Raw genomic sequence first — 21564 nt, forward strand, 5'->3', positions numbered from 1 at the left:
ATGAATAAGAGGACTTTAATCCCAGTTCTAACGGTAGCCATATCTGTATTATTAGTGTTTACAGGATCCGCTATCGCTCATGGGCCTGCCTTTCAGGAAATCGAAGGTGAGGGAACCGAGGATGATCCGTACGTAATCACCGATATCGAGGAACTACAGGCGGTGAACGAGGATCTTGAAGCTAACTATGTCCTCGGAGACGATATCGATGCAAGTGATACCGAGACATGGGACGCAGGCGCTGGATTCGAACCGATTGGTGAGGATAGTGAATCTCCGTTTGCAGGAACATTCGACGGACAAGGATACACGATCAGTGATCTTACCATCGATCGAGCAGGGCAGCGGAATGTCGGGTTGTTCGGTCAGAGTTCAGGAACGATCGAAAACCTTAATCTAGAAAATGTCGATGTTCGCGGAGGTGATAGACGAGTTGGTGGGTTGGCTGGTGAGACGACAGGTGTTATTAAAGATGTCTCAGTGTCTGGCGTCGTTAATGGTGAGGATTGGAGTACTGGTGGCGTTGCTGGATCCACAGATGGAGATGCACGAATCGAACGATCCTCCGCTGACGTGGATGTGACTGGTAAAACTGGTATTGGTGGTTTAATCGGAATTGTGTACGGAGACTCGGTGACTGAGTCCTATTCGACGGGTGATGTTACCATTAATGGGGATTCCAATTACGGAGGCGGATTAGTTGGCTCTATTGGTGAAGAAAGTGATGTTCGTCAATCGTATGCAACGGGTGACGTGACCGGTGAGCGGATCGGTATGTCAGGAGGAATAGTTGCGTTTAACAGAGGGACGGTTAGTGATGCCTTTGCAATAGGAACTGTTGCTAGCGGCGATCGCGAATCTGGCGGATTGGTTGGCCGAAACGGCCGACACGATGAGGGACAGGTAGTAGATTCGTATTGGAACACTGAAACCACTGGACAACAAGTCGGGAAGTCGGGTGGCGGCGCTGGAACAGGACTACGGACTGATGAGATGACTGGGGCGGCTTCCGAGGACACAATGGATATGCTCGACTTCGACAACTTCTGGACACTCACTGACGAGTACCCAATCCTCGAGTGGCAAGTCCAAGACGTCTCGGTCTCCCTCGACGATTCGACCGTCGGCGAAGGTCAGCAAACGGACGTCACCGTCACACTCACCTTAGACGACGACTCGACGGTCACCGCCTCCGAAGTCGCCGACTACGACGCCGGCGGTATCGTCGACGTGGATAGCGGTGTCGTCGACACCAACCAGCAGGGAACCACCGAGATCACCGCGACCGTCGCCGGTCAGAGCGACAGTGCCGAACTCGAGGTCGTCGAACCACCGAACATCGAACTCGAGAGCACGAATCTCGATGGAGACGCCGTCGTCGAAGACAGCCCACTGACTGCCACGGCTACCTACGAGAACGACGGTGGGCCGGGCAGTCACACCGCCGAACTGATCGTCGACGGCGAGGTCGTCGACACGCAGTCCGTCTCGCTCGAGGCCGACGAGGAGACCGACATCGGCTTCGAGTGGACGCCGGACGGCCACGTCGGCACCGAGTACGACGTCTCGGTCGACGATATCGATCTCGGTTCGATCGACGTCGTCGAGTCCGGAACGATCTCGCTCGCGGATCTTTCGGTCCCGGAGCAGGTCGGTTCCGGGGCTCCCTACGAGTTTACGGTCGACCTCGAGAACGCGGCCGACGAGACGGTGATCGGTACCGTCGAGTACGAACTCGAGGGCCAGACTGCCATCATGGAGCCGATCGCAGTAGATCCCGACGGTTCGACCGCAATCCTCGGTCATGAGACCGACGTCGATACCGGACTCACCATCATGCACGCGGTGACGGTCGACGACGAGACGCTCGAGGGGACGAGTCAGGTCACTGAGCCACCGTCGTTCGACGTCGCTGACGTCGAGACACCCGAGGATATCGAACCCGGTGAGGAGTTCGACCTCTCAGTGACGGTCGAGAACACCGGCGGCGTCGAGGGGACACAGTCGGTGGCCGTTTCGTCCAACGACAGCGAGATCGCAACCGAGGAACTGACACTCGAGACCGACTCGAGCGAGACTATCTCACTGCCGGTCACTGCGGACGCGGCGGGCGAGTACGAGTACACGGTCGCGACCGCTGACGACGAGACGACCGCCACGGTCACAGTCTCGGAAGCGGCCGATGACGACGGTGCGGCCGACTCGGACGGTTCGGACGGCCTCCCCGGTTTCGGGGCGGCCGTTGCGACTGCTGCCCTCGCGATCGCGGTAGCGCTTACGACGCTGCGACGACGTGGATAGCGGTCGGTTTGCTTACGCCGTGATTTCAACTGCAACAACCAACAACCGAACATGATTTGTCGAACAACGAATCAGACGAACTTCCGGAGCGGGATGGGGACCAGTCCGCTGAGCAACACTCGAGGTGGACCGACAGCCCGTTCGTTGCGATCCACGATCACCTGGTGGGCCAGCGATGGAGCGGAGGGGACTGTTCGGCCCACGATTTTCGGGGTCGGTATCGAGCGTAGCGGGACGACGAATGCAAACTCGAGAGCGGGTGAACAGCGCTCCCGCTATCGACGTGAGGGGTGGCGATGATCCCACTGTTCGTAACGCCCGTCGAGATTCTCACGGGTGTCTCGTTCGCCCTCCTGTTCGGTACGGTCTTCGCAGCAGTCGTCGGCTGTGTCAGCTTCCTGATCAGCTACGTCGGCGACGAGACGGTCCCGCCGGCCGTGGGTGGTGTGGCGACCATCGTGATCACCGGCGCCGGATTGTACGGTGCGGCTGTCGTCGACCTGAGCACGGTCCAACCCGGGCTGCTCCTCGGCACGGGACTCGGCTTCGTCCTCGGACTGTACGCGACGAGTTGGGGGGTCCAGCTCGCTGCCGACCTCCCGCGTACCACCGCCGGCTCGATCGAACGAACGCAACCGCTCGCGGCGGACGCGATCGACGCAGTCGACGCGATGGGGCAGGTGACGATCCGCTTGAGCGGCGGCGTCCGCGAGTTCGAGGGGTACCCGCCGCTGGGCCCGGGGCTCCGGGCCGCACTCGAGGACGGTTCCTGGCGACTCCCGGCGGATTGTCCGCTCTCGGAACTCGAGACGCGCCTCGAAGATCGACTGCGGACGAGCTACGACCTGGAGGCCATCTCCGTCTCCGTCGATGGCCGCGGCCGGGCGACGATCGCTGCCGCCCCGCCGGCGAACGGCGTCGCAAAGCAGGTACCCGACGGGTGGCGTGCCGTTTCGATTCGTGCACTCCTCCCGACGGGACTAGCACCGGGCGACGACGTCCTCGTTGTCACTGACTCGGCGACCGTTTCCGGGACGGTGCTCAGCGCGACTGCCGACGCGGTTGTCGATGGCGGCCACACCAGTACGAACTCGGCTGCACCCGACGACACCTCGAGCGACGACCGATCGGCAGGTGGCAGTGGTACACTCGTGTCCGACGCCGTGGCGAGTGGTGGCGACGGATACGTGACTGTCGCCGTCCCGACGACCGATGCGGACGTGCTTCTCGAGGCCGAGCGAGCCCGAATCGTCGTCAGGCCGTGTGGCACTACCCACGAGTTCGACGCGATGTCGTTACTCGAGCGGAACGGTACGGCGATTCGGCAGGTAACGGTGACCGACGCAGTACTGGGCGCTGTTTCCGACGATGAAATCGATCTCGACGTCTTCGCGGTCCGAAACGCCGACGCCAACGACGGCGACCGGGCGGCCGAGTACGAGTGGCAGTTCGAGCCCGATTCGGACGCCCTCGCGACCGGAACCGAGGCGTTCCTTCTCGGTCCCGATGCAGTGGTCTTCGGACCCGAACCAGACGAACAGGAACCGGCGGCTCTCGAGGTGAGCCACTGAGATGTCGATCGCAATCGCACTCGAGTCAGTCACCGCGACACACCCACTACAAACAGGCGCGGAGTTCGGTGGTACCACGACGATAGAGTGGACGCGAGCCGCGCTGCTCGGTATTCTCGGCTACGGATTGCTGGCAGGTATCGGCGCGCTCGCGGTCGCGTTCGGCTATCGAGCATTGACCGTTCGCGAACTCCCGATCGGACCGGCCGTCCTCGTCGGACTCGCACTGCCGTCGGGCTGGCTCACCGCGGAGGCGCTTCGTCACGGTGAAGTTATCGTCGACTCGCCGCTGGTTCACTACACCTCCGGGACGTTCCTCTTCGGGGTGTTGTTCGTCGGGTGCGTCGCCGCGGTCGGTGGTCATCGACTCGGCGACCACCTCGCGTGTGGTGTCTACGAGATTACGGCGATCGAGGCCAGCGGCCCGGTCGCAGACCTCGTCCAGTCGGCCGGTCTCGCCATCGTCGTGTCGTTGCCCGGGTCGATCGACGACGCCGAGGGCTATCCATCCGTCGACGACGAACGCAAGCAGGAGCTTGCGGACCGGGAGTTCCTCCTCCCGAGTGGGCTGTCAGTTCCGGAGCGTCGGTCCAGACTGGAGTCTCGGATCGAGTCGGATTACGACGTCGGCTACGTTCGCGCAGATCTCTCCGAGGAGGGTGCCGTGGCGACGATCGCAGTCGGTGATCGACAGACCGGTGTGAGTCCCACGCTGGGGCCGGACCAGGTCGCCGTCGCGATAGCCGGTGATCCGTCGCCGAGAGCGAGTGCTGGTGATCCGATCGAAGTCTGGACGGCCGACGAGGGCTCGAGTCGGCTCGTCACGACCGGAACGCTACGGGCGAGTGCCGGGCCGATCACGACGGTGGTCGTCGACGCGGACGACGTGGACGCCTTCGAGCCGGACGGCCGCTACCAGCTGACGACGCGGCCGGAGACGCCGAGCGATGGACACGCGCTCGTCTCCGCGATTCGGGCTGCCGACGAAACGGTTGTAGCGATCACCGTCGAAGATGGCGGTCCACTTGAGAGCGAGTTTGCAGGGTGGGTCCCCGGAACCGTCCTCGCGATCGACCGGGACGACGAAGTCCTGACTGTGCCAGCGGACAAGGAGCCGTTGGCTGCCGGTGATACGATTTACGTCTTCGGGACGCCGGCCGAACTTAGGGAACTCGCAACGGGTCTCGGGCCATCGATAGCACCGGACACGCGAACCGAACAGCCATAGACAGTGGAGTAACGTGATTGCGCCCCCCGGGAGCGGCTGCCTGATCGCCTCGTTCGTTGATTCGTCGAAGAACCGTTTTCAAGCGTCGCCGTCGCCACACGTTCCGTGAGCTGTCGAACTCCTCCCTGAAAGCGGTGTCGCCGGAGCGGCGGCCGGTAAAGCCAACAGCTTTCGGGGCAGTTGCGTACATATACACCTATGTCCGAACTCCGTGCCGCCGCCGAGACGGCCGTTCGACAGTGTCTGGCTCTCGAGAGCAGCGAATCCTGTGCGATCGTCACCGACGACAACCGCGAGCCGATCGGCAACGTACTGTACGAGGTCGCCAGCGAGGTGACCGACGATGCGGTCATCGTTCGCTATCCGCCGGGTGAGACCCACGGTAGCGAGCCGCCTGCGCCCGTTGCTGCGGCGATGGCCGGTGCTGACGTCGTACTCGCACCGACGACGAAGAGCCTGAGTCACACCCGCGCTCGAACCGAGGCCAACGAGGCAGGCGCTCGCGTCGCGACGCTTCCGGGGATCACCGAGGACGTCTTCACGACGGGACTGGACGCCGACTACGAGTCCATCGCGGCCCACTGCGATGACGTGCTCGAGCAGGTCGCCGACGCGGACCAGGTCCGTGTCACGACGCCGGCCGGCACCGATATCGCCTTCGGGATCGGCGACCGGGAGTGGCTCGCTGACACCGGTATCGTCCACGAGTCCGGCGTGATGTCGAACCTGCCGGCCGGCGAGGTGTTCGTCAGTCCGGAAACCGCGACCGGAACGTTCGTCGTCGACGGCACGATGCGTCCCCACGGGTTGCTCGAGGACGGCCACCAGTTGACGTTCGAGGTCGAAGACGGACTCGTCACGCACATTTCGGACGACGAGATTCGCGGGACGGTCGAGGGCGCAGCGGAGGACGTCGGTGACGCCGCCTACAACCTCGCGGAGCTGGGAATCGGAACGAACGTGGCGGTCACCGAACTCGTCGGTTCGGTCCTGCTGGACGAGAAAGCCGCCGGGACCGTCCACATCGCTATCGGCGACAACGCGGGAATCGGCGGCGAGACGGAGGCCCCGATCCACCTCGACGGAATCTTGCGGGAGCCGACGGTGTATGCGGACGACGCGGAAGTGAAACTTCCGCGGGCAGAGTGAGCGGCGAAAGCCGCGAACAGGGAAGTCGTTAGACTTCCAGTAGCGAACGGCGACGAGCCGTGAGCAGGGGAGGTCGTAGACCTCCCGAAAAGCGAGCGGTGAAACCGCGAGCAGGCGCGGCAATTTCACTTCCGCGCGTCGAGTGACCGACGAGAGTCGCACTCGGTAACGTCCAGGACCGTAGATCGACCGGGTCACCGGATCGACGCGGAAGTCCAACGGTAAAGGCACTCGAGTCCGTCCGTTAGCTCAGGTCGAATGGACGACGCTGAAACTACAGCGAGCGGAGACGGAGCCGAAAGTCATGCCGTCGAGGATGTCGATCCCGCAGACGCGTTCGCCGCGCTCGGGAATTCGACGCGCGTCGCGATCCTGCAGGCGTTCCGCGAGCACTATCTGGCGAACCCGAACGAGTCGGCGGCCGCGTTCTCGACGCTCCGAAAGGCCGTCGGGCTCAGGGATTCGGGGCAGTTTCGGTACCACCTCGAGCAGCTTCGGGGAACGTTCGTCGAGAAGTGCGACGAAGGGTATCGGCTCACGTACGCCGGCTCGAAGGTGATCGACGCGATCATCGCCGGCACCTACACCGGTCGGTCGCGACTCGGACCGATCACCCTCGACAGCACCTGCAGTCATTGTGGGACGGTCGCCCGTGCGAGCTACCGGGACGGCATCCTCGAGGTTACCTGCGAGAACGATCACCCGCTGTTTTACTGGTCGGTGCCACCGAACGCTGCGATCGGGAACTCGCTCGAGGAACTGGTCGAACTGGCGACGACGCTGGCCGTGCAGTCTCACGAGTTGGTCGCCGACGGGACCTGTTCGGAGTGTTACTCCGGTGTCGAGCCGACAGTCCGAACCGTCGAAACCGACGGCGGCGATCGATCGGTCCGGTTTTTCGCCCGGTGTGGGGCCTGTGCTGCCACCTGGGAAGCCCCGGTCGGCTTCGTCTTGCTCGGACACCCCGAGATCGAGTCGCTGTATCACCAGCAGGGCCGGCCGATCAGCGGCCAGTACTGGTGGGAGCTCGAGGTCGTCGACCGAACCGAGATCACGATCCTCGAAGAGAGCCCGCTCCGAGTTCGACTGTCGGTCACGATCGGAGAGACAGACGTCGAAGCGACGGTCGACGAATCGGCTCGCGTCGTCGATCTCGACTGTCCGGCGAACGCGGGCTGAGCCGCGATAACGTGACAGAACTGTCATAGAAATCGTCTTCTCCAAACCTTTATTCCCGGGTCCAACTGATGGTACGCTAATGATTGCGACCGACCGATCGATGGGTGACGTGCCTGCTCGGGGTCGACGCCCGAGGGCGCGGTCGACTGCTCGTACGGGGGTGTGCGGGCCGTGACGACGCCGGCGATCGAGACCGACGGACTGACGAAACGGTACGGCGACGACCTCGCGGTCGACGACCTGACGCTGTCGATACCCGAAGGATCGATTTACGGCTTTCTCGGACCGAACGGGGCCGGCAAGACGACGACGATGCGGATGCTCACCACGCTGACCGAGCCGTCCGCGGGAACCGCACGGGTCGCCGGCGCGTCGATCACGGACCGACCGGCGATCACCGAGCGAATCGGCTATCTCCCCGCCGACCCGCCGGTGTTCGACGAACTCACGGGCTGGGAACAGCTTCGCCACGTCGCCCGCCTCCACGGTATCGCCGACGACCGGGGAGACGAGCGGATCGAACGGCTGCTCGAGCGCTTCGACCTCCTCGAGGATGCCGATCGACGAATCTCGGGGTACTCGACGGGGATGACCAAGAAGATCGGGATCATCGGAACGGTGTTACACGAGCCCGAGGTCGTGTTGCTCGACGAGCCGACCAGCGGACTCGACTCGCGTGCGGCCAGGACAGTTCGGGACGTGATCGCCGAACTGGCGACCCGGGAGATGACCGTCTTCCTCTCGACGCACGTCCTCCCGGTCGTCGACGAACTCGCGGACGCGATCGGCGTGATCGACGACGGCCGTCTGGTCGCCGAAGGCCCGCCCGACGAGCTGAAAGCGGCGGCAGAGGACGGCGAGACGACCGACCTCGAGACCGCGTTTCTGGCGATCACGGAGACCGACGACGTCCGCGACCGGTTCGAAGACGGAGACGAGGGGGAGGACCATGTCCAGCGAGACTCACTCGACGCGTAGCGCCGCGCGGGACGAGCGCGGGGACGACTCGAGCCGGCGCGCCGATTTCGGCCGCAACGGTCGGTTCCCGTCGCCGGCCACAAGTGTCGAACTCGCCCGCGTCGAACTCCGGCGCGGCTACCGCTGGCTCTGGGTGCAGGACTTCTGGATCCTGTTCGGGATCGGCGTCGCGGCCGCGTTTCTGTTCATCACGTGGCTCGCGTTCGATGCCTTCCGGGACGTCGGGGCGGCACTCGGCGCCGGCGAACCGGTCCCGTCGTGGGTCGGCCTCGCCTGGAGCGTCACCTGGCTGTTCGCGGTCGTCATCTCGGCGTGGTCCGGACTCAGCACGGAGAGCGATCTCCCGAACGACGGCCACTACCTGACGATTCGGCCGGTCGCGGACGTCGTCGGTGGACACCTGATCGCGGCGATCGGCAAGTTCTCGCTGTACGTCCTCCCGCCGGCGGGCGGCGCTGCACTGGGGCTGGCTCTCGGCGCCGACTCGGCGCTCCCGGCCGTCGGCATCGTCGCGGCCGCTCTCCTCGTGCTCGTGACCGCCGTCGTGGTCGGCTATCCGATCGGACTGGCGATCAAGGGACTCGTTCGTCGGTCGCCCACGCTGTCCCGGTACAAGTCGATCGTCGGCCTGGTGCTCACCGTCGCCTACTTCGGGCTCGCGTTCTCCGGTCGCTGGATCGACCTCGTCGACGCCCTCGAGCCGCTGCTCCACGCGCCGCCGCTGGCGTGGCTGACGGATTTCGCGCTGGTGACCACGCCCGGCGCAGACGTCGGCGCGCTTGGAGCGGTCGCCGTGATCGTTCTCGCCGCCGGTATCGTCGCCGTCGGGGCGCTTCTCGCTCCGCACCCGGCGCGCTACGCGTGGATGGCGGATCGACAGCACCACGACGAGAAGGCGGACGACGTCGCCGTCTCCGCACCCGCCCATCGGATCGACGCGGTTCTCGAGTCACTCTGCCGAGCGCCGGCCACGCGCGGCATCGCCAGCACGACGCTGTTGCGGGCGGTTCGAGCGCCCCACCAACTAGTCTTCGTCGCGTTCCCGCTCGTGTTCGCGATCCCGGTGATCGAGCAGCTGTCGTCCGCCGGCACGCTCCCCTGGTACGTGCCCTGGTTCGTGGTTTGGTACGGTGCCTGGGCCGGCGGCGTTCTCGTTCCGCTGAACCCGCTCGGCAATCAGGGTGCGACGCTGCCGTCGCTGCTGACGGCCCCCGCCGACGGCCGCCACGTGGTGCACGGCCACGTCGTCGCCGCCACAGTGCCGATCGCACCGCTGACTGCGGCGCTCGCCGTCGGCGCTGGATACCTCGCCGGTCGCCCCCAATCCGAACTCGTCGCCCTCGCGGTCGCGAGCGTCGCGGCCGTCGCCGTCGGAGCCGTGCTGGCGGTCGGTATCGGGTCGGTGTTCCCCCGATTCACGGCGATCGACTTCGCCGACTCGACGCGGGCCGTTCCGCCGAGCAAGGTCGCCTACGGCGTCTTCTCGGTCGGGCTCTCGCTCGCGGTCGTCGCCGCGGCGTTCGTCGCCGACGAGCAGGCCCTCGAAATCGGTGCACTCGTGCTCTCGGCGTGGCTCTCGTGGGGAACAACGGTGAGCACCGATACCCTGGTCACCGTCTCGTGGGCGCTCGTCGGCGCCGCCGTCGTCGCCGTTCCGATCGCCTACCGTCTGGCCGTGAGTCGGCTCGGTACGTACCGACTGGACTGACGGTGGACGGACGGGAGCGGTCTCGAGTCACCTCGAATCGCCCATCTGATGGATAATGGCACTCTGTTTATAGAAAATACCTTCGCCAAACGTTGATCCGTTCCGACGCACATTCGAGAGAGTATGACAGTCCACCATCCGATCGGTCCGAGGGAGGCCGAGACCGAAACCGAGTCGGGGCGACTGTCGGCGATCCGTCGCCGGTTTCCCGACCCGATGTACGTATTCCTGCTGGGATTTCTCTCGATTCCCGGCTATCTGTTCGACTCGCTCGCGAGGCTCCAACTGTTCGCGCTGTTCTTTCTCGCCGGGCTGTGGCCGCTGGTCGTCGCCATCGTCGGAACGGTTCTCGGATTGGGGACCGACGACGATGCGGACGAGATTGTGCCGACGGACTGGATCGACATGGGTGACCGGGACACCAACATCCGCGCGCTCGTCGCCATGCTGGCCCTCCAGTTTCAGCCGATCCTCTTCGTCACGGGGATACTGCAGATGGCCGGCCACATTCCCATCCTCGCACGGTACCGCGGGAGTCCGCCCTCGCCAGCGTCGTTCGAGAGCGATGTCGACTATCGACTGCCCTTCGACGGAACGTGGACCGTCGTCAACGGCAGTCCGGATCGCGACTACTCTCACTCGTGGGGGATCCTCACCCAGCGATACGCCTACGACTTCGTGATCACCGACGACGACGGCCGAACGCACGAGGGCGAGCGCGGCCCGCCCGAGGCGTACCACTGCTTCGGCGACCCGATCCTCGCGCCCGCGGACGGCGTCGTCGTGAGCACTCGGAACGATCACCGGGACTACCATCGCACCGACGGCTGGCTGGATCCGCTCCAGCGGAGCATTCTGGGTAACAACGTCGTGATCCGACACGCCAACGACGAGTACAGCGTGCTGGCCCACTTAGAGTGCGGAAGCGTGCGGGTCGAACCGGGGGACCGAGTCGAGCGCGGCCAACGGATCGCCCGCTGTGGGAACTCCGGCAACTCGACGGAACCTCACCTCCACTTTCACGTCCAGGACCACCCGAACTTCTTCCTCGGGGCCGGACTGCCGGTTCGATTCCGGCACGTCGAGACCGACCATCCGCGAACTGGGGCGGAACGCCACGACGAGACGTACGTCCACGCGGGCCAGCGCGTGATGGACAGTCGATGATTCTGTACTCGTGCCGACTGCCGGTGACCGGTTCAGGTTGGCACTCGGACAGTCCGAGTCGGTACTCGAGCACACCGACGTGTGACTCGAGACCATCCCGCTGGACGCCAGCCCGAAGTTCAGTTCGCTTTTAGGTGCGCGGCGTCTACGACGTGTTATGAACGATATTCCGGACCGGGTTCCGACTACCTGCCCGTCCTGTTCGCCGGATCTCGAGACGGTCCACGAGGTCCTGACGGTGACGGAAGGCGGCGGGACCGTGACCGTCCGCTGTAGCGAGTGCAGCCACGTCCACAAGATCCAGCCCGAACAGGAGAGCGAAGTCACCCTCGACGTCGTCGTCTCTCAGGAGGGCGAGTCCTTCACGGCGAACGTCACGACACCCGAAGGCGAGACCATCGAGACCGGCGACGAGTTCATCCTCGAAACGGACGAGGTCCTCTCGACGGTTCGCGTCACGAGTCTCGAACTCGACGGCCAGAAGCGCAGGGAGGAGGCCGTCGTCGACGACGTCGAGACCGTCTGGACCCGCGAGGTCGACAACGTCGCCGTCAACGTCACCGTCCACCCGCAGGACGGCTCGCGAAACGACAGTCGAAGCATCACGGTTCACGTTCCCGGCGACTACGAGTTCACCGTCGGCGAGACGGAGGAGTTCGGCGACGACGAGTTCGAGATCGACGCGTTCGTCGTCCGCAAGGATTCCTCGGGCTACCACCGAGATCGATACGAGGAGCGCGGCGATACGATCCTCGCGAAGGACGCGAAACGGGTCTACGCCTACGACGAACAGACCAGCGCCTGGTCCGCCTGGTAGCGCCGGCGGTTTCGAGACCGCGGATTCGTTCGGCTCTCGATCCGCCCCAGCACTCGCCACGAAATCCTCTTGCTCGCGAGACACTAGCACACGGTACCCATGTCTGATAACTACGAGGCCGCCCGCGAGCGCATGGTTCGGACCGTCGCCTCGCGCGTCGACGACGACCGCGTCCTCGAGGCCCTCGAGTCCGTCCCCCGGCACGCCTTCGTCCCACCGAATCGGCGGACCAGCGCCTACGAGGACCGACCGCTCCCGATCGGCGACGGACAGACCATCAGCGCGCCCCACATGGTCGCGATGATGGCCGATACGCTCGACCTCGAGCCGGGAACGGAGGTCCTCGAGATCGGGACCGGCTGTGGCTACCACGCCGCGGTGACGGCAGCGATGGTCGGCGCGGAGCACGTCTACAGCGTCGAGTACAGTGCGGACCTCGCCGAGCAAGCCCGCGACCAACTCGCAGCGATCGGCTACGGCGACGTCTCGGTCCGGACGGGTGACGGTCGGGACGGCTGGCCCGAGCACGCGCCGTACGACGCCGCGTATTTCACGTGTGCGACCCCGGCGTTCCCCGATCCGGTCGTCGAGCAGCTCCGTCCCGGCGGTCAGCTCCTCGCACCGATCGGCACCGGGTTTCAGACCCTCGTCGAAGCCACGAGACGCGAGGATGGGACCCTCGAGCGTACCGAACACGGCGGCGTTCGATTCGTCGAGATGCGGGGCGAGTAATGCCGTCTTGCCCACCGGGTCGCGCAAGCGCGTCTTTGATTACCGACCGACCGATACTCCGAGTATGGACCCCGCGGTACTGCGAGAAGATATGGTCGACGGCCTCGAGTCCGACGCCAAGGACGTCCTCCACGACGAGACCGTCGCCGTCGCGATGCGCGACGTCCCCCGCCACGAGTTTCTCGAGGACGACCGATCCGCCTACGCCGACCGGGAGCACGAGATCCTCGGGACTCGCGTTCTCGCACCGACGACGGCCGCACGGCTGTTGCAAACGCTCGATCTCGAGGACGGTCACGACGTGTTGCTCGTCGGGGCCGGCGTCGGCTACACGGCGGCCGTGACGGCCGAAATCGTCGGTGAGACGAACGTCCACGCCGTCGATATCTCCCGCCCCCTCGTCATCGAGGCCCGCCAGAACCTCGCTCGAGCGGGCTACGACGGCGTGCTCGTCGACCGTCGCGACGGAGCGGACGGCCTCCCCGAGTACGCGCCGTTCGATCGCATCCTGCTCGAGGCCGCCGCCGTCGACCCGCCGCGGGCGTTGCTCGAGCAACTGACCGAGGACGGTCGACTCGTGTTTCCACGCGGGACGCAGCGACAGCGTCTCGAAGCGGTTTCGGCCGACGGGGAGCGGACGGCGTTCGGGGCCGTTTCGTTCGATCCGCTGCTGGTCGAGGGCGAACAGTCGGGTGCCGTCGAACGCAACCGAATGACCCGCGAGGACCGCGAACACGCGATGCGCCGGTCCGAATCACGCCGGGGCTGGGAGCAGGAGTGGATCGAGTGGGAGGAATCGGTCGGTTCTCAGTGACTGGACGAACCGGGTTGTAGCCGGCACGCCAGTGCTCTGCGGCTGCTACGATCCCGCTCTACTAATCGCGATTTCCGGTGAGTCGAGCGGATACGGCGGGCGCTCGCCGTCCAGTTTCGAGGCAAAAGTGGGGGGTGGGGGGGGGATTGGGGGTGGCGACAGGCTATCGCAGATCGCCGATTATTGGTATGGTCGGCTGAGGGTTAACTATATTTCCTAATTAATTAGAGGAAGGTCGATCGAGAGTACTACATAATTAGATATCAGCTCACAGCGTACCGATTCGGCAGCGAGTAGTCCGCTAACTGTCGATCCGCTCCGTTCGGTGAATTTCGCTCCGCATCGGTTCGGCGACCGATCGACTGTAACCCGTGATTTCGGTTCGCGCGGTCAGCCGATCGTTCGAACCGTTTCTGCGAACCGACCGGATGCAGTCGCTGCGTGGACTCGTCGTTCGTTCGGTCCGGTTTCTATCGACGCCGAATGCGTCGACGCGTGAGGCCGATTCGACCACTCGCGGTATGTAGTGGATGACTCTCAGGAGTAGTAGTTCGGGGGAAAGTTGGGGGGTGGGGGATTGGGGGTGGCGATAGACTATCGCAGATCGCCAGTTTATCGTACGAACTGATGGGAAGTAAGTATACCTTCTAATCAGTTAGTGGGGGGAAGATACTGGTACTAATTAACTAGATTTCCCGTCGAACGCCAGCGTCACGAGCTTTCGCTCGGCCGCTCGCAAGTGGTAATGGTACGTTGGTGGAGTCACGTCGAGGGCATCCGCGAGTTCTTCCCCAGTACTCTCGCGCGGCCACTCGAAGAAGCCGCTGTAGTGAGCCGCCTGTAGCGCTTCGAACTGCTTGGCCGTGAGCCGTTCCTCGAGATGCGTATCGAGCTGTCGCGCCGAGCGCATACTGGTCGTCTCGCGTCGCGCCTCGAGTTCCGTCTCCGGATAGCCCTCTCTGATCGCTTCGATCAGCGACCGGGGCTCGACCTGCTGTGGGACGTCGAGAACGAGGGTCGTCGTCCCGTTTCGGGCCGTCGCAGTCCGCAAGTGGACGTCGTAGGTTCGCAGGATGTCCAGAATCGGTGACGAGGTGACCGTCAGTTCGAACAGCGCCTCGTCGTCGCCTTCGGAAACGACCGAGAGCGCGTCTATCGACGCCCACTGATCCAACGATGCGAGATCCGCCGTCGTCGGTGCACTGACGAACACGACGACCTCGTCGTCCCGATAGATCACCCCTTCGATGGCGACCACCCCGTCGACTCGCTCGGCGACGCGGTTCAGTAACAGTCGCGAGTCGTGAATCGCGAGTTCGAGTTCGAGCCGACTGTCCGTCAACATCGCGCGCGTCCGTTCGACCGATCGAATCGCGTGTCCGATCGTCTCGCCGAGTTCACCGAGCACCTCCCGTTCGCTGTCGCCGATCGAATCGACGCCTGCGACGTGGACGAGTAACACGCCGTACTGGCGTTCGGTATCCGCGAGCGGGACCGCGAGTATCGTCTGGTAGCCGTAAGTCAGCGCCTCCTTCCGACGCGGATCCCAGCCGTCGGCCTCGAGGACGTTTCGGACGATCTGGACGCCCCCGGTCTCGAGGGTTTCCCCGACCAGTGTGAGCTCCGGGGCTCGATCGCCATCGTCTCGGACCCGGTCGATGAAGGCCGCGTCGACGCCGGCCCAGGCGGTCGGTTCGGGCGGATCGTCGTCGGTCGACGCGATCCAGGCGAAACAGTAGCGTTCGGTGTCGGCCAGTCGATCACAGACCGTCGTCTCGATCTCCGTCCGCGTCGAGGCCTGGGCGACGCCGTGGTTGATCTCCCTGACGATCTCGTTCGTGTGGTTGAGCCGCGTCAGTTCCTCGTTCTGCCGGGTCAGCGTCCGATCGTGCTCCCGGAGCAGCTGCTCGCGTTCCGCCCGATCCAGTGCCGCTTCGGTGTTCGCCGCCAGAATGTGGAGCAACTCCGTCATCGTCTCGTCGAAGCCGTCGACGTCCTCGGTCCCCGCAACCAACACGCCGTGGGTACCGAGCGGGACGATCAACTCGCTTCGACTCAGCGGTTTGGCCTTCCCGCTCTCCGACTCTCGCGTCGCGTCCTCGTAGTAGGCGCTCTCCCCCTCCGAAAACACGTCCCAGACGTGGCCCTCACCCTGTTCGAACTGCATCTCCGGGTCGACGAGTTCCCGCGACTCTCGGGTCGACGCCGCGTGCTCGAGGAGTCCCTTCGTCGGTTCGAACGCGTATGCCGCGGCGACGGGCACGTCGAGGATCTCCCTTGCCGTATCGACCGCCGACTGGTAGATCTCGCGTTTCGTCCCCGCCCGCATCAGATCCCGCGTCGTCTCGTGTAACGTCGTCAGCGTTCGTTCGTACCGTCGCTCGCTCTCGCGTAACTCCGTCTCGGTCCGATACTGGGAGACGGCGTTCGTGATCTGGTTCGCGAGCAGCGCGTACTGCTCCTTTCCGGACTCCTTCTGGAGGTACTGTGTCACGCCCGCGGCGATCGCTTCGCTGGCGATCTCCTCCGAACCTCTGCCGGTAAAGAGAATGAACGGGAGATCCGGATCGGTGTCGCGGACGCGCTCGAGCAACTCGAGTCCGGTCAGCGTCGGCATCTCGTAATCGCTGACGATACAGTCGACCGCGCGTTCTTCGAGGGCCTCGAGTGCCTCCTCGGCGTTCGTCGCTGCTTCGGCGACGATCGCGTCGCGTTCGCGTTCGACCATCTCGCCGGCCAGATCGGCAAACCCCGGTTCGTTGTCGACGATGAGGACGGTGATCGGTTTCGTCATTGGTGAGCGTCGGTGCAGCCGTCATGGATTGGAAGATGGTGCGGATACTAAATGATTAGTGTTCTCGACGATCTGGTCCCGTCGCTCTTCAGTCAGGAAAGCCGCTCGTCAAAACGGTACGTTTCGGCCATCTTGACGTTAGGATGATCGATTTCGGGTTCCGTTATCCGCAAATACGTACTCTTCTTCCCCGCATCCTCAACCGGAACCCAGTAGAGTGCGTCTGTGTTTTTGCAGCGTACTGCGAAGGCATCGATAGTACTGTCGTAATCATTCATCGTTGCTACGCCGTCGACAGTGGTCTTGCTGGCTGTTTTGAATCGGATGACATCGTCTTCGATCCATCCCGTTTTGCACTGGACACGGAGTAGTTCGTCACCGGTGTCCAATACGAGATCGTATCTATCGTTGTCACCAAACGGAATGGCAGTAGAGTATCCCGCTTCGATTAGCGCGGCGATTATTCGTGCCTCGGTTTCGTCACCTGTCTGTTTCGTGTTCGTCACAGCATTGACACACCCGTGCCTTCACTCGGATTCCTATATAAATTCGAGTAACCGACTCGTACGAAAACCGTGCTCCAAGTCTCTACATTCGCTCGAAAGAATGGCCTTCCGTTGTGTTTGATAGTGTCTATTGTCTCGTTTACAGATAGTCAATTGTTTATAACGCGAAGAACTAGCTGCTCGCGAGTTTGAATTTCGAGAGAAGCGCCCGGAGCGGGATTTGAACCCGCGTCACGACCGTGACAGGGTCGTATGATGGGCCACTACACCATCCGGGCAACCTGCATCCCCTGATTTCCCGGTGACAGTATTAAGGGTTGTGTTCCGAAGATCACTCAATCAGATTACCACACCGGGAAGACATACTATCGGCGGCATCTGTTTCGACGCGCTCTGCTCGACAGAGCTAGTTCAGGAGTCTGTTGTGGACTAACGAGCCGGCGACAAGCCGTCGGCCTCAAACCGTTTGAGACGGCCCCTAAAAACCTAAACGTCGCTCACTTCGTTCGCTTCACTCCTCGATTTAAATCCCTTTTTGGCTTCGCTCGTTGCAGATGCTCCTCGCTCAGAGTTGAAATCGAGAGAAGCGCCCGGAGCGGGATTTGAACCCGCGTCACGACCGTGACAGGGTCGTATGATGGGCCACTACACCATCCGGGCAACCTGCATCCCCTGATTTCCCGGTGACGGTATTAAGACTTTCCAATCGACCACCGTGTGGTACGGTGAATCGAGCCACGGAACCGCCTCGAGCGTACACTTTGCCACTCAGTTACACGCTCCACAAGGAATTTAACTGATACTGGGGTACTGTCGCATGTGATCGGCCCCTCCGATCAGGGCTGCCGCGGTCGGATAGCTGTTGCTCCCGCTCGAGTTAGTAACCGTTAAATGCGTCCCGCCGGTATCTGCCTGTAGTATCTCGTGACAGCCGCTTCTCTCCCGATAGCCGACACGCACACCAATCCCAACACATGGTAGACGTAAGCCAACACGAACTCGTACCGGAGCACACTGTGCTCGACGAGGACCTCCTCGAGGAGGTCCTCACCGAGTACAATATCGATCGTACAGACCTACCGAAAATCAAGCGCAACGATTCCGCCCTGCCGGACGAGGCGGAACCCGGCGACGTCATCAAAATCGTTCGGAACTCACGGACAACCGACCAGGCAGTCGTATACCGACTCGTGGTGGAATAAATGGCAACAGAACTGAACAGATCCAAACGACGAGACATTTCGCGCGAATACTTCTCGAGGGAACGACTCGCCGAACACCACTACCGCTCGTTCAACGCCTTCCTCGGCCGAGGGATGCAGGAGGTCGTCGACGAGAAGGCGACGATCGATACGGACATCGGCGACAAAGAAGGTGAGGAGCCGGTTCACGTCGAGTTAGGCGACGTGCGCGTCGTCACACCCCGCGTTCGAGAGGCCGACGGCTCCGAGGAACTGCTGTACCCACAGGAAGCCCGCCTCCGGAACATCACGTACTCCGCACCGGTCTTCATGGAGATGTCGATCGTCAAGGGCGAGGAGGGCGACCAGCGGGTCGTCGACTCGACCGAGACCAAGATCGGCCGGATGCCGATCATGGTCGGCTCCGAGAAGTGTAACATCGCCGGCTTCTCCGATCAGGAACTGATCGAGATCGGCGAGGACCCTGCAGACCCGGGCGGCTACTTCATCGTCAACGGCTCCGAGCGCGTGCTGATGACCAGCGAGGACCTCGCACCGAACAAGATCCTCGCGGAGTACGACACCAAGTACGGCGACGAGATTCAGGTCGCAAAGACCTTCTCCCAGCGCCGTGGCTACCGCGCGCTCGTGCTCTGCGAGCGGACCCGAGACGGCCTGCTCGAGGTTTCCTTCCCCTCGGTATCGGGCTCGATCAACTTCGTCACGCTCGTCCGTGCACTGGGGCTCGAGAGCGACGAGGAGATCGTCCACAAGGTCTCGAACGACCCCGAGGTCGTCAAGTACATGCTCGAGAACCTGGAGGAAGCGGACGTCCAGACCGAGGAGGAAGCGATCGAAACCCTCGGGAAACGCGTCGCGTCGGGCCAGGGCAAGAACTACCAGCTCAAACGGGCCAACTACGTCATCGACCGCTATCTCCTGCCGCACCTCCACGAGGAGGGTGTCGAAGAGGAGGACGTCCGGATCAACAAGGCCCACTACCTCTGTCGGATGGCCGAAGCCTGTTTCGAACTCGCGCTGGGCCGACGCGACTCCGACGACAAGGACCACTACGCGAACAAGCGCCTGAAGGTCAGCGGCGACCTGATGAAAGACCTGTTCCGGACCGCGCTGAACAAGCTGGCCCGGGACGTGAAGTACCAGCTCGAGCGAGCCAACATGCGGAACCGGAACCTCTCCGTGTCGACGGTCGTCCGATCCGACGTCCTTACGGAACGCCTCGAGCACCCGATCGCGACGGGCAACTGGGTCGGTGGCCGCTCCGGCGTCTCCCAACTGGTGGACCGGACGGACTTCATGGGAGTCCTCTCTCATCTGCGTCGTCTCCGCTCGCCGCTGTCGCGTTCGCAGCCCCACTTCGAGGCGCGGGACCTGCACGCGACCCAGTGGGGTCGCATCTGTCCCTCCGAGACGCCGGAGGGGCCGAACTGTGGACTGGTCAAGAACTTCGCGCAAGCGATGGAGCTCTCCCAGAACGTCGAGGACGAACAGGAACTCAAACGTGAACTTGCATCGATGGGCGTCGAGGGGATTCCGGGTCTCGAGGGCATCGAACGATCGACTGCGGACGACTAATCAACAATGAGCAGCCAAGAGCGAGAAGCGAAAGTCTACGTCAACGGGTCGCTGGTGGGAACACACCCCGATCCGCACGAGCTAGCCGCACAGATCCGCGAAGCGCGCCGTATCGGGGACGTCAGCGAGATGGTCAACGTCTCCGTCAAAGAGCGCACCCGCGAAGTAATCGTCAACGCCGACGCCGGCCGCGCGCGACGACCGCTTCTGGTCGTCGAGGACGGCGAACCCCGTATTTCCGATCAGGAGATCGAGGCGCTGCAGGACGGTGACCTCGAGTTCGAGGACCTCGTCGATCACGGCTACATCGAGTTCATCGACGCCGAGGAGGAAGAGGACATCCTCGTCGCCGTCGACGAAGACGATCTGAGCGAGAAACACACCCACCTCGAGATCGACCCGTCACTGATCTTCGGGATCGGTGCGGGGATGATTCCCTACCCCGAGCACAACGCGAGTCCGCGTATTACGATGGGGGCAGGGATGGTCAAACAGTCGCTGGGACTGCCGAGCGCGAACTACCGGATTCGACCGGACACGCGCCAGCACCTGCTGCACTACCCGCAGCTTTCGATGGTGAAGACCCAGACGACCGAGCAGATCGGGTTCGACGACCGACCTGCAGCACAAAACTTCACCGTCGCCGTGATGAGCTACGAGGGGTTCAACATCGAGGACGCGCTGGTCATGAACAAGGCCAGCGTCGAGCGCGCACTCGCGCGTTCGCACTTCTTCCGGACCTACGAGGGCGAGGAACGCCGCTACCCCGGCGGTCAGGAAGATCGTTTCGAGATTCCCTCCCAGGACGTCCGCGGTGCACGCGGCGAGGAAGCGTACGCACATCTCGACGAGGACGGTCTGGTGAACCCGGAAACGACCGTCGACGAGAACAGCGTGCTGCTCGGAAAGACGAGTCCGCCGCGATTCCTCGAGGAACCAGACGACATGGGCGGCCTCTCACCGCAAAAGCGCCGTGAGACGTCCGTCACCATGCGCTCGGGCGAGTCCGGTGTCGTCGACACCGTCACGCTCATGGAGGGCGAGGACGGCTCGAAGCTCTCGAAGGTCTCGGTGCGCGACGAGCGAATCCCCGAACTCGGGGACAAGTTCGCCAGCCGCCACGGCCAGAAGGGGGTCGTCGGCCACCTCGCACCGCAGGAGGACATGCCGTTTACCGAGGAGGGGGTCGTTCCCGACCTCGTCCTCAACCCGCACGCGCTGCCCTCCCGGATGACCGTCGGCCACATTCTCGAGATGATCGGGGGCAAACTCGGCGCGATGGAGGGACGCCGCGTCGACGGGACGCCGTTCCTCGGCGAGGACGAGGACGAACTCCGCGGCGGCCTCGAGGACGCCGGCTTCAACTCCGCGGGGAAGGAGACGATGTACTCCGGCGTCACCGGCGAGAAGATCGAGGCCGAGATCTTCGTGGGGATCATCTTCTACCAGAAGCTCTACCACATGGTCTCGAACAAGCTGCACGCCCGTTCGCGCGGGCCGGTGCAGGTTCTCACCCGCCAGCCGACCGAGGGACGGGCCCGCGAAGGTGGGCTCCGTATCGGGGAGATGGAACGGGACGTGTTCATCGGCCACGGGGCGGCGATGACGCTGAAAGAACGACTGCTCGACGAGTCCGACCGCGAGTTCATCCACGTCTGCGGACAGTGTGGGATGAGCGCGGTCGAGAACGTCGAACAACGGCGTGTCTACTGCCCGAACTGCGACGAGGAGACCGATATCCACGAGATCGAGATGAGCTACGCGTTCAAGCTCCTCTTAGACGAGATGAAGGCGCTGGGTATCGCGCCGCGACTCGAACTGGCAGACGCCGTCTAAGCAACCA

At 63.4% G+C, this 21564-nt stretch carries 16 protein-coding genes, 2 tRNA genes and 1 pseudogene; 15 read left to right on the forward strand and 4 right to left on the reverse strand.

Going from position 1 to position 21564, the window contains the following annotated elements; translation table 11 throughout:
• The 12 genes and pseudogenes from ACSFC7_RS04925 to ACSFC7_RS04980 form a co-directional block, all read left to right on the forward strand.
• A pseudogene (locus tag ACSFC7_RS04925) lies at positions 1 to 477 on the forward strand (ZmpA/ZmpB/ZmpC family metallo-endopeptidase-related protein); the annotation flags it as partial.
• A 543-nt stretch (positions 478 to 1020) separates the two neighbouring features.
• Entirely contained in the window at positions 1021 to 2301 is a 1281-nt protein-coding gene (locus ACSFC7_RS04930) for a CARDB domain-containing protein (protein WP_436347907.1), read from the forward strand.
• 296 nt (positions 2302 to 2597) lie between these two features.
• Positions 2598 to 3872, forward strand: a complete 1275-nt coding sequence (locus tag ACSFC7_RS04935) for a hypothetical protein (protein WP_436346641.1) — start codon at positions 2598 to 2600, stop codon at positions 3870 to 3872.
• 1 nt (position 3873) lies between these two features.
• Positions 3874 to 5100, forward strand: a complete 1227-nt coding sequence (locus ACSFC7_RS04940) for a hypothetical protein (RefSeq protein ID WP_436346642.1) — start codon at positions 3874 to 3876, stop codon at positions 5098 to 5100.
• Between the two features lie 198 nt (positions 5101 to 5298).
• Positions 5299 to 6249, forward strand: coding sequence for an aminopeptidase (locus ACSFC7_RS04945; RefSeq protein ID WP_436346643.1), 951 nt, complete (start codon positions 5299 to 5301; stop codon positions 6247 to 6249).
• A 258-nt stretch (positions 6250 to 6507) separates the two neighbouring features.
• A complete protein-coding gene (locus ACSFC7_RS04950; protein ID WP_436346644.1) occupies positions 6508 to 7428 on the forward strand; it encodes a DUF7351 domain-containing protein in 921 nt (306 codons plus the stop codon).
• Positions 7429 to 7599: 171 nt separating this feature from the next.
• Positions 7600 to 8406 carry an ABC transporter ATP-binding protein gene (locus ACSFC7_RS04955; protein WP_436346645.1) on the forward strand — a complete coding sequence of 269 codons (807 nt, stop codon included), beginning with the start codon at positions 7600 to 7602 and terminating at the stop codon, positions 8404 to 8406.
• Positions 8378 to 10114, forward strand: a complete 1737-nt coding sequence (locus ACSFC7_RS04960; protein WP_436346646.1) for a hypothetical protein — start codon at positions 8378 to 8380, stop codon at positions 10112 to 10114. The genes ACSFC7_RS04955 and ACSFC7_RS04960 overlap by 29 nt, the downstream gene beginning before the upstream one ends.
• A gap of 123 nt (positions 10115 to 10237) precedes the next feature.
• The gene (locus tag ACSFC7_RS04965) at positions 10238 to 11281 is read left to right on the forward strand and encodes a M23 family metallopeptidase (RefSeq protein WP_436346647.1); all 1044 of its coding nucleotides are present in this window, start codon (positions 10238 to 10240) and stop codon (positions 11279 to 11281) included.
• A 157-nt stretch (positions 11282 to 11438) separates the two neighbouring features.
• Positions 11439 to 12098, forward strand: a complete 660-nt coding sequence (locus tag ACSFC7_RS04970) for an HVO_0476 family zinc finger protein (RefSeq protein ID WP_436346648.1) — start codon at positions 11439 to 11441, stop codon at positions 12096 to 12098.
• A gap of 99 nt (positions 12099 to 12197) precedes the next feature.
• Positions 12198 to 12830: a protein-L-isoaspartate(D-aspartate) O-methyltransferase gene (locus ACSFC7_RS04975; protein ID WP_436346649.1), complete on the forward strand. Its 633-nt coding sequence runs from the start codon at positions 12198 to 12200 to the stop codon at positions 12828 to 12830.
• Positions 12831 to 12894: 64 nt separating this feature from the next.
• Positions 12895 to 13644, forward strand: a complete 750-nt coding sequence (locus ACSFC7_RS04980; RefSeq protein ID WP_436346650.1) for a protein-L-isoaspartate O-methyltransferase family protein — start codon at positions 12895 to 12897, stop codon at positions 13642 to 13644.
• Between the two features lie 682 nt (positions 13645 to 14326).
• On the opposite strand, the gene ACSFC7_RS04985 is transcribed toward ACSFC7_RS04980, so the two are convergent.
• The 4 genes from ACSFC7_RS04985 to ACSFC7_RS05000 all read right to left on the reverse strand — a co-directional run bounded on the left by ACSFC7_RS04985 (position 14327) and on the right by ACSFC7_RS05000 (position 17604).
• On the reverse strand, positions 14327 to 16438 hold the full coding sequence (locus tag ACSFC7_RS04985; RefSeq protein ID WP_436346651.1) for a bacterio-opsin activator domain-containing protein: 2112 nt from the start codon (positions 16436 to 16438) through the stop codon (positions 14327 to 14329).
• A gap of 92 nt (positions 16439 to 16530) precedes the next feature.
• Positions 16531 to 16944 (reverse strand): group I intron-associated PD-(D/E)XK endonuclease, encoded by a 414-nt coding sequence (locus tag ACSFC7_RS04990; RefSeq protein ID WP_436346652.1) that lies wholly within the window; start codon positions 16942 to 16944, stop codon positions 16531 to 16533.
• 205 nt (positions 16945 to 17149) lie between these two features.
• Positions 17150 to 17222: transfer RNA gene (locus ACSFC7_RS04995), tRNA-Asp, on the reverse strand.
• A gap of 309 nt (positions 17223 to 17531) precedes the next feature.
• Positions 17532 to 17604, reverse strand: a tRNA-Asp gene (locus tag ACSFC7_RS05000).
• Positions 17605 to 17918: 314 nt separating this feature from the next.
• On the opposite strand from ACSFC7_RS05000, the gene ACSFC7_RS05005 reads away from it, so the two are divergent.
• Genes ACSFC7_RS05005 through rpoB form a run of 3 tightly spaced genes read left to right on the forward strand, consistent with a single transcriptional unit; the run spans position 17919 to position 21557 of the window.
• A complete protein-coding gene (locus tag ACSFC7_RS05005) occupies positions 17919 to 18146 on the forward strand; it encodes a DNA-directed RNA polymerase subunit H (protein WP_436346653.1) in 228 nt (75 codons plus the stop codon).
• Positions 18147 to 19721 carry a DNA-directed RNA polymerase subunit B'' gene (locus ACSFC7_RS05010; protein ID WP_436346654.1) on the forward strand — a complete coding sequence of 525 codons (1575 nt, stop codon included), beginning with the start codon at positions 18147 to 18149 and terminating at the stop codon, positions 19719 to 19721.
• A 6-nt stretch (positions 19722 to 19727) separates the two neighbouring features.
• The gene (gene rpoB, locus ACSFC7_RS05015; RefSeq protein WP_436346655.1) at positions 19728 to 21557 is read left to right on the forward strand and encodes a DNA-directed RNA polymerase subunit B; all 1830 of its coding nucleotides are present in this window, start codon (positions 19728 to 19730) and stop codon (positions 21555 to 21557) included.
• Positions 21558 to 21564 lie beyond the last annotated feature (7 nt).

The sequence above is a fragment of the Natronorubrum halobium genome (assembly GCF_051351675.1).
Taxonomy (GTDB): Archaea; Halobacteriota; Halobacteria; order Halobacteriales; family Natrialbaceae; genus Natronorubrum.